Origin of the sequence: Sorangium sp. So ce117, assembly GCF_051524395.1 — a bacterium.
Taxonomy (GTDB): Bacteria; Myxococcota_A; Polyangia; order Polyangiales; family Polyangiaceae; genus Sorangium; species Sorangium cellulosum_B.
On the sequence record NZ_CP150309.1, the window covers coordinates 1,544,559 to 1,558,967 of the forward strand.

Here is a 14,409-nt window from a genome sequence, read left to right on the forward strand (position 1 = left end):
AGCGCGTCCGCCGGCCTTCGCGACGCGATGGCCGGAGCGACGAGAGCGGCGCACCCTGGTGCGTCACGCGCGGGTCAGGCGAACCGGGCTCGCGCGGGTCGCGGCCGTCCCTGTGGATGGCGCAGGCCACCGCCGAGGACCCTCATGTCTGTACTCGTGAAGCTCGACGCGATCACCAAGGTCTACTGGATGGGCGAGGTGGAGGTGCAGGCGCTCCGCGGCGTCTCGCTGGAGCTCTCGCGGGGCGAGATGGTCGCCATCATGGGCGCCTCGGGGTCGGGCAAATCGACGACCCTCAACGTGATCGGCACGCTCGACCGCCCCACCGGCGGCCGTTACCTCCTCGACGACGAGCCGGTCGAGGAGCTCGACGAGGTCGAGCTGGCCCAGCTCCGCAACCGCAAGATCGGGTTCGTCTTCCAGTCGTTCAACCTCCTGCCGCGCGACACCGCCCTCGCGAACGTCGAGCTGCCCATGGTCTACGCTGGCGTCCGGCCGGCCGACCGGCGGGCGCGGGCCGCGCGGGCGCTCGCGCGCGTCGGCCTCGAGGACAGGGCGCACCACCTGCCGAACCAGCTGTCCGGCGGCCAGCAGCAGCGCGTGGCGATCGCCCGCGCGATCGTCAACGAGCCGCCGCTCCTCCTCGCGGACGAGCCGACCGGCGCGCTCGACTCCGCCACCACCGGGCAGGTCATGGAGCTCTTCTGCGCGCTGCACGCGCAGGGGATGACGGTCGTCGTCGTGACCCACGACCGCTCGATCGCCGACTACGCCACCCGCGTCGTCACCTTCAGGGACGGCGCCATCGTCGAGGACACCGGCCCCCGCGGCCGGCGCGTGGACGTCCCGTCGCCGGTTCCTGGACCGCCGTCGCCGGTTCCTGGCCCTTCGTCGTCGGTTCCTGGCCCTTCGTCGTCCCCTCCTGGAGGCCTCTCGTGAGCGCCCGGCGTAAGCGGCGCGTCTGGCCGTGGCTCGTCGGGGCGCTGGCGCTCGCCGGGGGCGGCGCCGCCGTCCTCGCGAAGGCGGGCGGCGGCCCCGCGCCCATCGACCCCGCGCTCGTCGTGACCGCGAAGCGCGGTGACCTCGCCGTCGAGATCCTCGAGACCGGGCGCATCGAGGCCCGCGAGCAGGTCGAGCTCAAGTCCAAGGTCGCGGGCCAGGTCGCCGAGGTGCTCGCGGACGAGGGCGCCCGGGTCCGGAAGGACGAGCTGCTGCTCGTGCTCGACCCGACCGACTACGAGCGCGAGGTCGCCCGCGCCGAGGCCGAGCTCGCCCGGGCCAGGGCCGCCGCGGGCTTCGCCAAGCGCGTGGTCGCGCAGCGGACCGCCGGCGTCGAGGCCAGCGTCGTCCCCGCGCAGGAGCTCGACACGGCCAAGCACGACCTCACCGAGAAGACCGTCGCCATCCGGCTCGCCGAGGTCGCGCTCAGCGCCGCCAGGGACCAGCTCCGGTACACGAAGATCTCCTCGCCCCTCGACGGCACCGTCATCCAGCGCAACATCGAGCCCGGCGAGGTCGTCACGCCGGGCGTGCAGTCGACCTTCAACGGCAAGGCGCTGCTCACCGTGGCCGATCTCTCGACGCTCGTGGTCAAGGTGGACCTCAACCAGATCGACGTGGCCAAGGTCGCGCTCGGCCAGACGGCGACCCTGACGCTCGACGCCCTGCCCGGCAAGACGTACGCGGCCAGGGTCACCAAGATCGCGCCCGCCTCGGTGAAGCTCGAGGGCCGCGAGGTCGACGTCTTCCCGGTCGAGGCCGAGCTCACCCAGATCGACGGCCTCATCAAGCCCGGCATGACCGCCGACGTGCGCATCCGGCTCGACAGCAGGCCGGGCGTGGTCTCCCTGCCCATCGAGGCCGTCGCCGACGAGGGCGGCAAGCAGCTCGTCACGCGCGTCGTCGACGGCCCCGACGGCAAGCAGACGACCGAGAAGGTCGAGGTCGCGCTCGGCGCGCGCAACGATCGCGACGTCGAGATCGTGAACGGCGTCCCGGAGGGGGCCCGCGTGCTCATCAACCCGCCCTCGGCGGCCGCGAACGAGACGAAGATGTGAAGTGGTCCGCCTACCTCGCGATCGCCGCGAAGGCCCTCTCGGCGCACAAGCTGCGGTCGCTCCTGACCGTCCTCAGCATCACCCTCGGCGCCTTCGCCATCGTGCTCATGACCTCGCTCGCGGAGGGCGGCCTGCTCACGCTGGGCCGCGGCATCGAGCAGCTCGGCGGGGCGCGGCTCATCCTCGTCGCCCCGAAGGCGCCGGAGCGCGCCGAGCGGAAGAAGACGATGTACGTCACCGGCTTCACCCGCCGGGATCGCGATCGGCTCGCGCGCGGCGTCCCCCACGTCGCCGAGCACACCATGTACGCCATGCTCGGCTCGCGCGACGTCACCTCCGACGAGGGCAAGGAGGATCGCACCGACTTCATCGCGGCCGACAGCGGCTTCCTCGCCGCCTTCCGGATGCCCGTCGCGCGCGGCCGGACGTTCTCCGACGAGGAGGACCGCCGCCGCGCCCGGGTCTGCGTCGCCGGCCCGAAGCTCGCGGCGCGGCTCTGGCGCGGCGACCCGATCGGCCGGTGGGTGACGGTCGGGGCCCTGCGCTGCCGCGTGATCGGCGTGCTGGCAGACGCCGATCGGATGGGCGTCAACTTCGGCTTCAGCTGGGTCGACCTGCTCGTCGCCCCGCTCGACACGGCGGCGGACGTCGAGAAGGCGGTGAGCACCTCGGCGCTGCTCGTCATCAAGACCGACGACGTCCGCAACAACGACCCGGTGAAGCGCATCGTCAACGCGCTCCTCGTCGACCGCCACCACGGCGTCGACGACTTCACCCTCCTCGATTTCAGCAGCATCATGCAGAAATTCGAGGCCATGTTCACAACGATGAAGGCGATCGTCGGCCTCATCGCGGGCGTCGCGCTGCTCATCGGCGGCGTGGGCGTGATGAACATGATGCTCGTCAGCGTGTCCGAGCGCGTGCGCGAGATCGGCATCCGCAAGGCGCTCGGGGCGTCGCCGCGCGACATCAGCGCGCAGTTCCTGGCCGAGGCGGCGCTGCTCTCGGGCTTCGGCGGCCTGCTCGGGGTCGCCGGCGGCGCCGCCGCGGCCGAGCTCGCCTCGGCGGTCATCCGCCGCTTCACGCCGAGCTGGATCGGCGCGGTCTCCACGCCGGCCGTCGTCGCGGCGCTGCTCGTCTCCTCCGGCGTGGGCGTGATCTTCGGGTGGCTGCCGGCCCAGCGCGCGGGACGGCTCGACCCCGTGGCGGCGATGCGGCGATGAGGCTCGACGATCTCCTCCACTCGACGCGCGCCGTGGTCGCCGACCGGACCCGCGCCGCGCTCACGCTGCTCGGCATCATCATCGGCACCGGCTCGATCGTGCTGCTCGCCTCGCTCCTCGCGGGCGGCGAGGAGGCGCTCCTCCGGGCGAGCCAGCAGGCCGTGGAGGCCGACCTCATCCAGGTCCACCCCGCGGAGGTGAGCGTCAAAGACCGGCGCCGCACCCGGCGCGATCTCTCGCGGGACGACGCCCGCGCGCTCGCCGCCTCGCGCGCCCTCGGCGGCGCCTCGGCCCTGAGCGAGTCGGTGCGCCCGACCGAGGCCCGCGCCGGTGGCAAGAAGAAGCGGATCTCCCTCGTCAGCGCCGTGCCGGCGGCGCCGGCCCTCTACGACCTGGAGCTCGCGGCGGGCCGGTTCCTCATCGAGGCGGATCTCGCGGCGCGGCGGCGCGTGTGCGTCGTCGGCCACGAGGTCTGGGCCGAGCTCTTCGGCGGCCCTCCAGCGCGGGCCGCGCAGGCCGAGCCCCTCCACATGACGGCCGACGGGCACGTGTGGACGGTCGTCGGCGTGCTCCAGGACCGGCCGATCCTCGGCTCCACGGACGACACGAACATCTGGAACCGCAAGGTCCTCGTCCCGGAGACCACCTACGACGCGCTCTACGCGCCGTCGCACAGGACCGACCGCCTGTACGTCCGGCAGGATCCGCTCGTCACCGTCCGGACCCCGCTCGCCGCGCTCCGCGGCGTCATCGACGCGACGCTCCAGCGCCGCCATCACGGGGTCAAGAACTTCAGGATCGAGGACGAGGACAGCCACGGCCAGGAGCGGCTCGTCCTCGACATCATCAAGATGCTGCTGCTCAGCACCGGCGTTGTCGCGCTGATCGTGGGGGGCATCAACATCATGAACATCATGCTGGTGACCGTGACCGAGCGGACCCGGGAGATCGGCGTCCGCCGCGCGGTCGGGGCCTCGCCGCGCGCGATCCTGCTGCAGTTCCTGTGCGAGGCGGCGGCCGTCTCGCTGCTCGGCGGCGTGCTCGGCGTGCTCTCGGGGCTCGCCCTCTCCTGGCTCGCCAGCGCGCTACTCGCGCAGATGGTCGGCCGCTGGGCGTTCCAGGTCGAGCCCTGGTCGCTCGTCCTCGGCCTCGGCCTCTCGGTCACGATCGGCGTGGTCTTCGGCTTCTACCCGGCCTGGCGCGCCGCGCGGCTCGACCCGATCGAGGCGCTCCGCTCGGAGTAGCGCTCTCTTACCGCTCTCGGCGCGCCACCATGGGGATCAATTAGGCCAATTGTAATTGTCTACGTACAACAATTGGTAGGTGGCATCGCCCGTGGCGGCGCATGGCTTGAGGACCATATTGGTCGGGGTAGCGCTCCCGTTGGTGTCGAGGCATTGACCATTGGTCGCGTTCTGCAGTTGGAACGTGCTCGAGCCGGGGAAGTTGCCGATGACGGTCCACATGAATTCGTTGCCGGTCCCGCAGGCCTTGACCCGCACGTTGGAAGTCGTACCGTCGCGGTAGGCGCATTCCGTGCCCCCATCGGGGTTCCCGTTCCGCAGCCGGAAGGTGCCCGTGCCGAAGGCTTCGAGGTGCCAGCGGGTCGCCGGTTGATCGGCCGTGGAATAGGCGGCTTGCAATTGGGGGTCCGTTCCGGTGGGGCGTCTCAGGATGGCGGGATCCGCGCCGCGCGAAAAGAACACCGCATTGAATGTATACAGGCCCTGGAGATGGCCGAACACCAAGGTGGAGCCGAAGGTTTGCCCCGATCCCCCCGTGCCGTCATCCCTGCTGCGCACGGTGAACCCTTTCGCGGTTCCGTTGAAGGGGATGAGATCGGCGAGGAAGCGCGCGCCCGAGCTCGTGGTGGGGGCATAGCCGCCCACGCTCGAGCCCACCCAGGAGGGGCTGATGGTGTAGGTCGCGGTGCCGTAGCCGGAGGTCGCCGCCGCGGTGATTTCCTTGATCATGGGATAGGTGAGGCAGCTGTCCCACTGGGGAGGGCAGGCTTTCACCCCGATCGCGTACGACTTGAGCGGATTGTCATGGGCCGGAGAGCTTCGGGCCCGGGCGCTGGCGCGCCAGGCCCTTCCGTTCGGGCCGTCCACCGGCCGCGATTCCACCAGGTACGCATCGGTGGCGGCGGTGATGCTGTCGGCCGGGTTGGTGCTGAGGACGTGCGCGCCTCCGCCGATCAGGAAGTAACCGTCAAGGAGCCAGGACTCCGGGGTCTCGACGGTGTAATTGGACGGGGGATTGACGGCGCTTGTCACGTAGTCCACGCCTTCGGTGACGCTGGGCGTGAAGGCGTTACCGGCGGCATCGACGAGCTGCATTTGGATGACATAGGCCTGCAATTGATGGGTCGCGCCGGAGGCCCTCACCACCCAGGTCGATTTGTCATCGATCCCAAGGCGCGGGGGCGAATGGCCCGCCGGGCCCGTGCAGCCGAAGGCGTTGGCTGCCGTGAAGAAGTTCGGGCTGGGAAAGGATGCCTGCAGCATGGCGCCGGGGTTGTTCTCCCCCAGGATCTGCGCGCCGCCCCCGATGCGGACCCAGCCATCGTCGGCGGTGCAATAGGCGCAATTGGTCGTCGCAGCCGCGGTGGGATCGCAGGTCTTCACCCGGATGCGGATCCTTCCGCTGCCGTCGGTGAAGTCCGTGTTCGTGATGGCGGCCGCGGTGACGAGGGTGTCCTCGGGTCCGGCGGGGGAGCCGTTTTCCTCGGTGACCGCGCATCCGGTCAGCAGCCCGCCGGCCAGCAACGAGCCGGAGAGGGCGGAACGGGCGACGCGGATCCCGCGGCGCCCGGCCAAGGTCATAGAATGCAGCATGAACATGACTCCTTGAAAGATTTTACCTTATGTTATTGCGGTGTTGGTGGCGTCCGCGGGATCGGAGGCCTCGCAGGGTCCGGAGGCGCGGTCAACGGCGGCCGCTCACGCCTCGGTGCGCGGGATGGCGTTTGCTCTTCCTGGTCTCTTGCCCTGATCAAGCAGCTCGACCTGAACGGCGCTGACCGCGCCCGTGCGATTCCATGCAATCCCAGGGTCTCCCATTTCGCGGAAGCCATTCGAAGTCTTGATATTCGTCGTTGGTGATATCGCTTCGATCGATGTGTTTGGGCTCCGCTCCGGTGCTCGTGGCACGTAGATCGACACACGGGTTCTGTTGTCGATGCCCGTGAGCCAAACGATCGGCGCGGCTCGGGCTCGTGGCAGCCGTGTCGCCTGCCCGCAGGCTGCCACGTCTGCCGGGGCGCTCGTCGTCCGGAGGCCCGATGCCTCGCGGTCGTCGTGAACAACGGTCCTCCTCGGCCGCTGCCCGGAGGTTATCGCACGCCTCGTGCCAGGTTCAGCAATGGCCTGGGTCGTCCGGCCATCACGCTCCGTGCGGAAAAGGCACGGCCGAGCTGGAAATGAAATGCGGACCGATGCGCCGCTACCTGTCACGGGTTGCACCGTGACTTGTCACGGACCGCAGCGTGACATGTCACGGGTTGCACCGTGACATGTCACGGACCGCAGCGTGACATGTCACGGGTTGCACCGTGACTTGTCAGCGTGGTCGCGCTGGTGGTGGGGGGCGCCGGCCGGCGGCGCGACGCCGGCCCGGTCCACGCCGGTCAACGCGGGTCAACGCGGGTCAACGCGGGTCAACCGCGGATGAACACCCAGACCGCATCGTCCTGCTGCCGCGCGGCCGCCCTGTAGAACAGCGAGACGTCGACGTGACGTGTCTTGTGAGGGAAGTGGAACACGAAGCCGAAGGTGGCCTTGAGCTCGCGCCGCTCGACCCCGTCCAGGAAGCGCCCGTGGAACTTCTTCACCCGGCTGCAGGGGGCGATGTCGGTGAAGAAGTTTTTCCCGATGACGTCCTGACGATTCCGGCGCGCCTGACGCTCCTCGTAGAGGTTGTAGGAGAGCACCGTGCCCTCGCGATCCAGCCGGATGATCCCGAAGGGCTGCGCGTCCAGGCCGCGCTCATCCAGGTTGAACACCCCGATATCGAACTCGAACTCACCGGCGGTGGACCGCTCCTCCGAATCATCCATCCAAGAACCTCCCGACGTGCGCTGCCCCCCGACGGACGCTCGCCAGGGTAGGGGACGCCGCGGAGCGTGACAATCCGGCGCGACCGCATCGTGTCGTCGGGCAGGGGAGGGGGCCGCCCGGGGTCGAGCGGCCCTTCCCGCGCGCTCGCCGCGATCTCGCCTCGCGCGCGGCGCGGCGCGGTCGATGCGGGCCCGCGGGGACCTCGGCTTGCCGTCCTTCGAGCCGGTAGGACCAACGGGTGGGTCAGCGGCGTCGGTGGAGGGGGGCGTTCAGGGGCGATCGCGCGCGCTGCATGGGCCGGATGAACCGGCGCGGATTCTGCGCGCTCAGCGCAGCAAAAGCACGGCTCGCGCGAGCGCGGCGGGAGGCGACCCGGGGCATCGCCTCTCCGAACCGCGTGATGCATCTGGTTCGAGCGTGATGTCTCGAATGTCCAGCCTGGCGGCATGAATCTTGAGTACTGGTCCGTGTTGAGTCAGTCGCAGAGGGAGCTCGATCATGTCCAGCATTCCGACCCGTCATCCGCAGCTTCTCGCCTGGGTCAGCGAGATGGTCGCATTGTGCAAGCCGGAGTCTGTCCGTACCTGCGACGGCAGCGAGGCAGAGAACACGGAGCTGATTGCGGCCATGCTGAAGAGCGGCACGCTGCTCCGCCTGAACCCGAAGAAGCGGCCCAACAGCTACCTGAGCCGCTCGGACCCGCGGGACGTCGCGCGCGTCGAGTCCCGCACCTTCATCTGCTCGCTGAACCCGAATGACGCCGGGCCCACGAACAACTGGATGGCGCCGGTCGACATGAAGGCCAAGCTGAACGGGCTGTTCGACGGCTGCATGCGAGGCCGGACCATGTACGTGGTGCCGTTCAGCATGGGGCCCCTCGGCTCGGAGATCGCCCACATCGGCGTGCAGATCACCGATTCGCCCTATGTCGTGGTCAGCATGCGTATCATGACGCGCATGGGGAAGGGGGCCCTCGAGGTGCTCGGCGACAGCGGGCGCTTCGTCAAGTGCTTGCATTCGGTCGGCGTGCCCCTGCAGCCCGGGCAGCAGGACGTCGCGTGGCCGTGCAACCCCGAGAACACGTACGTCACGCACTTCCCCGAGGAGCGCACCATCATCTCCTTCGGGAGCGGCTACGGCGGCAACGCGCTGCTCGGGAAGAAGTGTTTTGCTCTGCGCATCGCCTCGGTCATGGGGCGCGACGGCGGGTGGCTCGCCGAGCACATGTTGATCATGGGAGTTCAAGAGCCGAGCGGCGCCAAGACGTACGTTTGCGCGGCGTTCCCGAGCGCGTGCGGCAAGACGAACTTCGCCATGATGGTCCCTCCCGAGACGCTCTCGGGTTACAAGATCTCGACGGTCGGCGACGACATCGCGTGGCTGAAGCCGGGCCCGGACGGCAAGGTGTACGCGATCAACCCCGAGGCGGGCTTCTTCGGCGTGGCCCCCGGGACGAACGAGGTGACGAACCCCAACGCGATGGCGGCGATCAGCCGCAACACGATCTTCACCAACGTGGCGTTGACGGACGACGGCGACGTGTGGTGGGAGGGCATGACCAAGACCCCGCCGGCCCACCTGATCGACTGGCGCGGGCAGGACTGGACGCCCGACGCGGGGCGCCCCGCTGCCCACCCGAACGCCCGCTTCACCGCGCCGCTCGTGCAGTGCCCGTCGGTGGACCCGCGCTGGGACGATCCCAAGGGGGTGCCGGTGAGCGCGTTCATCTTCGGCGGTCGCATGAGCAAAGAGATGCCGCTCGTGTTCCAGGCGTTCAACTGGGGCCACGGCGTGTACCTCGCGGCCACGATGGGCTCCGAGGCGACCGCCGCCTCCGTGGGCCAGGCGGCGATGCGCCGTGATCCGATGGCGATGCTGCCCTTCTGTGGTTACAACATGGCGGACTACTTTTCGCACTGGCTCAACTTCGGCCGCAAGCTGCCGAACCCGCCGCGCATCTTCCGCGTGAACTGGTTCCGCAAGGACGAGCAGGGCCGCTTCGTCTGGCCCGGGTTCGGCGAGAACACGCGCGTGCTGTCGTGGATCCTGGCGCGGGTGCACGGGCAAGGATACGGCGTGGAGAGCCCCTTGGGCTGGATGCCTCGCCACGACGATCTGCCGTGGGAGGGCTTGAGCTTCTCGGAGGATACGTTCTACGATCTGATGAGCATCTCGCGCGACGTGGCGGCGGCGGAGGTCCGTCTGCATGAGGAGCTGTTCGACATGTTCCTGGATCGACTGCCGAAGGAGTTCGTGTTCGAGCGAGAGCTGCTCAAGTCGCGGCTGTGGCGGAGCCCGGCGCGGTGGGAGCTCGCGCACGATCCGACGTGAAGCCGCGGTCTCGCGGGAGGCGCCTCGCGGAGGAGCGGCGCTCCGGCTGGAGCCCGGCTTCGGGAGGGCTCGCTGTAGAGGAACACCATGACCGGGCTGGTTGAGCTCCTGGCGAGAGAAGAGCTGCTCCTGCTCTTCACCGTCATCCTGCTCGGGCTGGCGCTTGGCCGGCTGGAATATCGCGGCTTGCGGCTCGGGATGGCCGGCGTCCTGTTCGCGGGATTGGGGCTCAGCGCCTGGCTGCACCCTCTGGGAGAGCTGGAGCTCGCGCCGCAGATCAAGGAGCTCGGGCTGCTGCTGTTCGTGTACTGTGTCGGCCTCACCAGCGGTCCCGGCTTCTTCGCCGCGTGGCGCAGCCGCGGTCTCGGGATGAACCTGGCGTGCGCCGCGGCGCTCGTCTGGGGGGCGCTGCTCGCGTGTGTCGCGGGCTGGCTCTTCGGGTTGAACCGCGCGCAGATCGCCGGCCTGTTCTGCGGGGCCCTGACCAATACACCGGCGCTCGGCGCCGTCAGCGGCCGGCTCTCCGGCACCGCGCTCGAGGCGATCCCCGCGCTCGCCTACTCGCTGACCTACCCGGTGGGTGTGCTGGGGGCGCTCCTGCTCGGACGTGGCTTCGCGAAGTGGCGCCGCGACGAGCTCGCCGGCGAGGTCGCGCGGCAAGCCGCGTCGCGCGTCGCGATCGAGTCGAGGAGCGTCGAGGTCACGAACCCCCGCGTGCTGGGACATTCGATCGGAGAGCTGCGCGTGCGCGACGAGTTCGGGGTCGTTGTCTCCCGCCTTCGGCGTGGTGAGGTCGACTCGGTCCCGAACAAGTATACGGTGCTTCACGCGGGTGACGTGATCACGGTGGTCGGCACCCTTTCGTCGATTCAATCCGCCATCGAGTTCTTCGGGAGGGTCGCGAGCGAGCGTCTGGAGCTGCGCCGCGACAGGGTCGACATGCGCCGGGTCCTGGTCTCGAAGCGCGAGTTCGTCGGGCTCACGCTGGGGGAGCTCGACCTCGCGCGTCGTTTCAACGCCCAGGTGACGCGCCTGCGCCGGGCCGACCTCGACTTGATCCCCTCCGACGAGCTCCGCCTGGAGCTGGGGGACCGCCTTCGCGTCGTGGCGCCCGTCGAGCGCCTGGGCGAGCTCAGCCGTTTCCTCGGCGACTCGGAGCGCGAGATCGATGTCGATTACGTCGCGCTGGCGGTGGGCCTCTGCGTCGGCCTGCTGCTAGCGCGGGTGCCCATCCATCTCTTCGGTACGTCCGTCACGCTGGGGACCGCCGGAGGGCCGCTCGTGGCCGCGTTGATCTTCGGTCGCCTCGGGCGGACCGGCAAGCTGATGTGGGCGCTGCCGTACGAGGCGAACCTGAGCCTGCGAGAGATCGGGCTGCTCCTGTTCCTGGCGGGGGTCGGCGTGAACGCGGGGGGCAAGCTCGCGGGGTTGATGAACCGGGAGGGCCTGGCCATCATCGCGATCGGCGCCTGCGTGACGGTGACGACGAGCGCGCTGGCGCTGGTCCTGATGCGGCGCTGGGGCGGGGCGGGCGTCGTGGCGGCGCTCGGAGGCACGAGCGGCATGCAGACCCAGCCGGCCACGCTGGCGGCGGCCTTCGAGCTGTCCCAGCGCTCCGAGGAGACGTATGTCGCCTACGCGCTTGTGTATCCGCTGGCGATGATCGGCAAGATCCTCATTGCGCAGCTGCTCGCCGTGCTGGCCTGACGTCGTCCCTCGACGACGCGTCGTCAGCGCGCGGCGCGCCGGGTCGCGACGTAGGAAGATTCACAGGGATGCGGTAAGACGGGGAGTCAAATCCCATTCATCTCCCCGTCTCCCCGCCTCCCTGTTCAATTGTTCTTCTCTAACAATGCCAACAATCGAGGGGATCTGTCCGCCTCACGTCGTCGCGGCCGCCTCGGCCGTTCCGCCGCCGTCCGCGCTCTCCTCGGGATCTCGCTTCGCGTGCGGGAAGCGGTCCATGCGGCTGAGCACGGGGAAGCCGAGGGCCCACAGCGCGGCGACCACGAGGGTGGCGCTGCCGCCGAGGAGGATGGCGGGGAGCAGGCCGAGCCAGCTGGCGGTGAGGCCGGACTCGAACTCGCCGAGCTCGTTGGAGGCGCCGATGAACACCGCGTTGACCGCGCTCACCCGCCCTCGGATGGAGTCCGGCGTCTCGAACTGCACGAGGATGTGCCGGATATAGACGCTCACCATGTCGCCCGCGCCGACGAGGAACAGGGCGATGAGCGCGACGGTGAAGCTCCGGGTCTGCCCGAGGGCGATGGTGGCGATCCCGAACACCGCGACGCCGCCGAACATCCAGCGGCCCACCTGGCGGGTGATCGGCCGGAAGGCGAGGACCCCGGCGGTGATCGCGGCGCCCGCGGCCGGCGCCGTGCGGAGCAGGCCGAGGCCGGTCGGGCCGGCGTGGAGCACGTCGCGCGCATACGCGGGCAGGAGCGCGACCGCCCCGCCGAACAGCACGGCGAACAGGTCGAGCGAGATGGCGCCGAGCACCGCCGGCTTCGACCAGACGAAGCGCAGCCCCTCCAGCACCGCGCTCCACGACGTCGGCTCCGCGCGCCTCGCCTGCCGGGCCGCGTGCACGAGGCTCATGAGCACGAGAGAGACGAGGAGCAGCGCCCCGACGATCGAGTACACGATCGTCGACCCGGCGAGGTAGAGGAGCCCGCCGAGCGTCGGCCCGACGATGACCGCGACATGGAAGCTCGAGGAGCTGAGCGCGACCGCCTTGCTGAAGCTGTCCTGCGGCACCAGGTTCATCAGGATCGCCTGCTGCGCCGGCATCATGAAGGCGCGCGCGCTGCCGAACAGCACGAGCACCGCGAACACGGGCCACACCACCGTCAGGCCGGACACCGTGAACGCGAGCAGCAGGAGGGAGCAGAGCAGCTCCACGGCGAGGCCGACCGTGATGATGCGGCGCCGGTCGAACCGATCCGCCGCCTGGCCGGCGAAGAGGATCAGCGCGAAGAAGGGCGCGAACTGAGCGAGGCCGATGAGGCCCAGATCGAAGACATCGCCGGTCAGCGCGTAGACCTGCCAGCCGATCGCGACGCTCTGCATCTGCACCGCGACCGCGGAGAGCAGCCTGGCCGCGAGGTAGAACGCGAAGCTCCGGTGGCGCAGCACGCCGAGCCCGGTGAGGTTGTTGGAAGACATCTCGGCGCCTGCGGCGACCCCGGTGGGGCGTTGTGGACTCTCGCTCATGCACGATGAGCACTAGGGCATGTCGCGACCGAGTCCAGGAGTCGCGCCGCCGGTATCAGCACACGCGGCGTGTGGGATGGGCGATCCGCAATTCGCCATGAACCGCAACATCCGTACCACGATCCCCGCGCTCGCGGTGGTCGTCTGGACGGCGCGCCTCGGGCGCGATCAGGCCGGGAGCGCGCCGAGGGGGCGCGGACGCTGCTGCTCCAGCAGCAGCCGGTGGTGCTCGGCTGCGCCGCCACGAGCAATGCCCGTGGCGAGCGCGTCAGCCCTGCGCGAGCCGGGTGAGCGCCTCGCCGGTGAGGCGGTGGACGGTCCACTCGTCCATCGGCTTGGCGCCGAGCTTCCGGTAAAAGCCGAGCGCCGGCTCGTTCCAGTCGAGCACGGACCACTCGAAGCGCCCGCAGCCGCGCTCCACCGCGAGCTTCGCGAGGTGCACGAGCAGGGCCTTGCCGTGGCCTCCTCCGCGGTGCTCCGGGAGCACGAAGAGGTCTTCGAGGTAGATCCCGGGCTTGCCGAGGAAGGTGGAGAAGCTCTGGAAGAAGAGGGCGAATCCCACCGGGATCCCCTCCGCTTCGGCCAGGACGACCTCGGCTGCCGGCCTCGGGCCGAAGAGGTGCGCTTCGAGCTCTCTCTCGTCGAAGGTGACCTCGTGCGCGAGCCGCTCGTACTCGGCGAGCATCCGGATGAGGCGGGCGATGGTGGGGATGTCGGCGGCGGTGGCGGGGCGGATCATGGCGTCTCTCCGGCGCGTCATACCGCATCGTCGCGCCGCGGTGGAGGGCGTAGGCTCCCCGCCTGTATGACCATGACGACGCCGCCCTCCGCCGCCGGTCCGCGCTGGCTGTACCTGCACGGCTTCGCCTCGGGCCCGAGCTCGACCAAGGGCGTGCGGATCGGCGCGCACTTCGAGCAGCGCGGGGTGGCCCTCGCGCGGCTCGACCTGCGGGTGCCCTCGTTCGAGCGCTTGCGCCTGAGCGCGATGATCGGCGCCGTGAAGCAGGCGATCGGCGGAGAGCGCGAGCGGGCGGTGGTGATGGGATCGAGCCTCGGTGGCCTCACCGCGTGCCGCGTCGCCGAGGAGGACGCGCGGGTGTGCGCGCTGGTGCTGCTCGCGCCCGCGTTCCGGATCATGGAGCGATGGCGGCTGCGGCTGGGCGAGGAGGGCTTCCGGGCGTGGGAGGAGCGCGGGTGGCTCGAGGTCGACGACTACGCGGAGAAGAAGCGAGCCCGGGTGGACTTCGGCTTCGCCGTCGACGCGGCCGAGGTGGATGAGCGCTCGGGGGGCTGGCCGGACGTGCGCGTACCCACGCTGATCGTCCACGGCCGGAGCGACGAGGTTGTGGACATCGAGCTCTCGCGGACGTTCGCCGCAGGGAAGCGGCATGTCCGGCTCATCGAGGTGGACGACGGCCACGAGCTCGTCGCCTCGATCCCGCGCATCCTCCGCGAGGCGGACGAGTTCCTGCGTCACTTCCTCGCCGGCTGACGAACACGCGTTGTCGCCAGGACCGCGAACGC

At 70.0% G+C, this 14,409-nt stretch carries 11 protein-coding genes; 7 read left to right on the forward strand and 4 right to left on the reverse strand.

From position 1 onward, the window contains the following. Positions 1–144 precede the first annotated feature (144 nt). From WMF46_RS05720 to WMF46_RS05735, 4 genes are read left to right on the forward strand one after another with little or no spacing between them, the layout of a single operon-like run. A complete protein-coding gene (locus tag WMF46_RS05720) occupies positions 145–939 on the forward strand; it encodes an ABC transporter ATP-binding protein (protein ID WP_437984664.1) in 795 nt (264 codons plus the stop codon). Continuing rightward, complete coding sequence (locus WMF46_RS05725) at positions 936–2,057, forward strand: efflux RND transporter periplasmic adaptor subunit (RefSeq protein WP_437984665.1); 1,122 nt, start codon at positions 936–938, stop codon at positions 2,055–2,057. The genes WMF46_RS05720 and WMF46_RS05725 overlap by 4 nt, the downstream gene beginning before the upstream one ends. Next, on the forward strand, positions 2,054–3,280 hold the full coding sequence (locus WMF46_RS05730; RefSeq protein ID WP_437984666.1) for an ABC transporter permease: 1,227 nt from the start codon (positions 2,054–2,056) through the stop codon (positions 3,278–3,280). Before WMF46_RS05725 ends, WMF46_RS05730 begins: the two co-directional genes overlap by 4 nt. Beyond that, positions 3,277–4,524: an ABC transporter permease gene (locus WMF46_RS05735; RefSeq protein WP_437984667.1), complete on the forward strand. Its 1,248-nt coding sequence runs from the start codon at positions 3,277–3,279 to the stop codon at positions 4,522–4,524. Before WMF46_RS05730 ends, WMF46_RS05735 begins: the two co-directional genes overlap by 4 nt. Positions 4,525–4,560: 36 nt before the next feature. Here WMF46_RS05735 and WMF46_RS05740 read toward each other — a convergent pair whose 3' ends face one another. Together WMF46_RS05740 and WMF46_RS05745 are read right to left on the reverse strand one after the other, a co-directional pair. Next, complete coding sequence (locus WMF46_RS05740; RefSeq protein ID WP_437984668.1) at positions 4,561–6,123, reverse strand: RICIN domain-containing protein; 1,563 nt, start codon at positions 6,121–6,123, stop codon at positions 4,561–4,563. Between the two features lie 815 nt (positions 6,124–6,938). Further along, positions 6,939–7,337 (reverse strand): PAS domain-containing protein, encoded by a 399-nt coding sequence (locus tag WMF46_RS05745; protein ID WP_437907440.1) that lies wholly within the window; start codon positions 7,335–7,337, stop codon positions 6,939–6,941. A 499-nt stretch (positions 7,338–7,836) separates the two neighbouring features. On the opposite strand from WMF46_RS05745, the gene WMF46_RS05750 reads away from it, so the two are divergent. Both WMF46_RS05750 and WMF46_RS05755 read left to right on the forward strand, forming a co-directional pair. Then, positions 7,837–9,669, forward strand: coding sequence for a phosphoenolpyruvate carboxykinase (GTP) (locus tag WMF46_RS05750; RefSeq protein WP_437984669.1), 1,833 nt, complete (start codon positions 7,837–7,839; stop codon positions 9,667–9,669). Between the two features lie 87 nt (positions 9,670–9,756). Then, complete coding sequence (locus tag WMF46_RS05755) at positions 9,757–11,376, forward strand: aspartate:alanine exchanger family transporter (protein WP_437984670.1); 1,620 nt, start codon at positions 9,757–9,759, stop codon at positions 11,374–11,376. 174 nt (positions 11,377–11,550) lie between these two features. Here the strand turns inward: WMF46_RS05755 and WMF46_RS05760 are convergent, their stop codons facing one another. Both WMF46_RS05760 and WMF46_RS05765 read right to left on the reverse strand, forming a co-directional pair. Next, positions 11,551–12,837, reverse strand: a complete 1,287-nt coding sequence (locus WMF46_RS05760; RefSeq protein ID WP_437987862.1) for an MFS transporter — start codon at positions 12,835–12,837, stop codon at positions 11,551–11,553. A 316-nt stretch (positions 12,838–13,153) separates the two neighbouring features. After that, positions 13,154–13,645 carry an N-acetyltransferase family protein gene (locus WMF46_RS05765; RefSeq protein WP_437984671.1) on the reverse strand — a complete coding sequence of 164 codons (492 nt, stop codon included), beginning with the start codon at positions 13,643–13,645 and terminating at the stop codon, positions 13,154–13,156. A gap of 45 nt (positions 13,646–13,690) precedes the next feature. Here WMF46_RS05765 and WMF46_RS05770 point away from each other — a divergent pair, with 45 nt between their 5' ends. Continuing rightward, entirely contained in the window at positions 13,691–14,377 is a 687-nt protein-coding gene (locus tag WMF46_RS05770) for a YqiA/YcfP family alpha/beta fold hydrolase (RefSeq protein ID WP_437984672.1), read from the forward strand. Positions 14,378–14,409 lie beyond the last annotated feature (32 nt).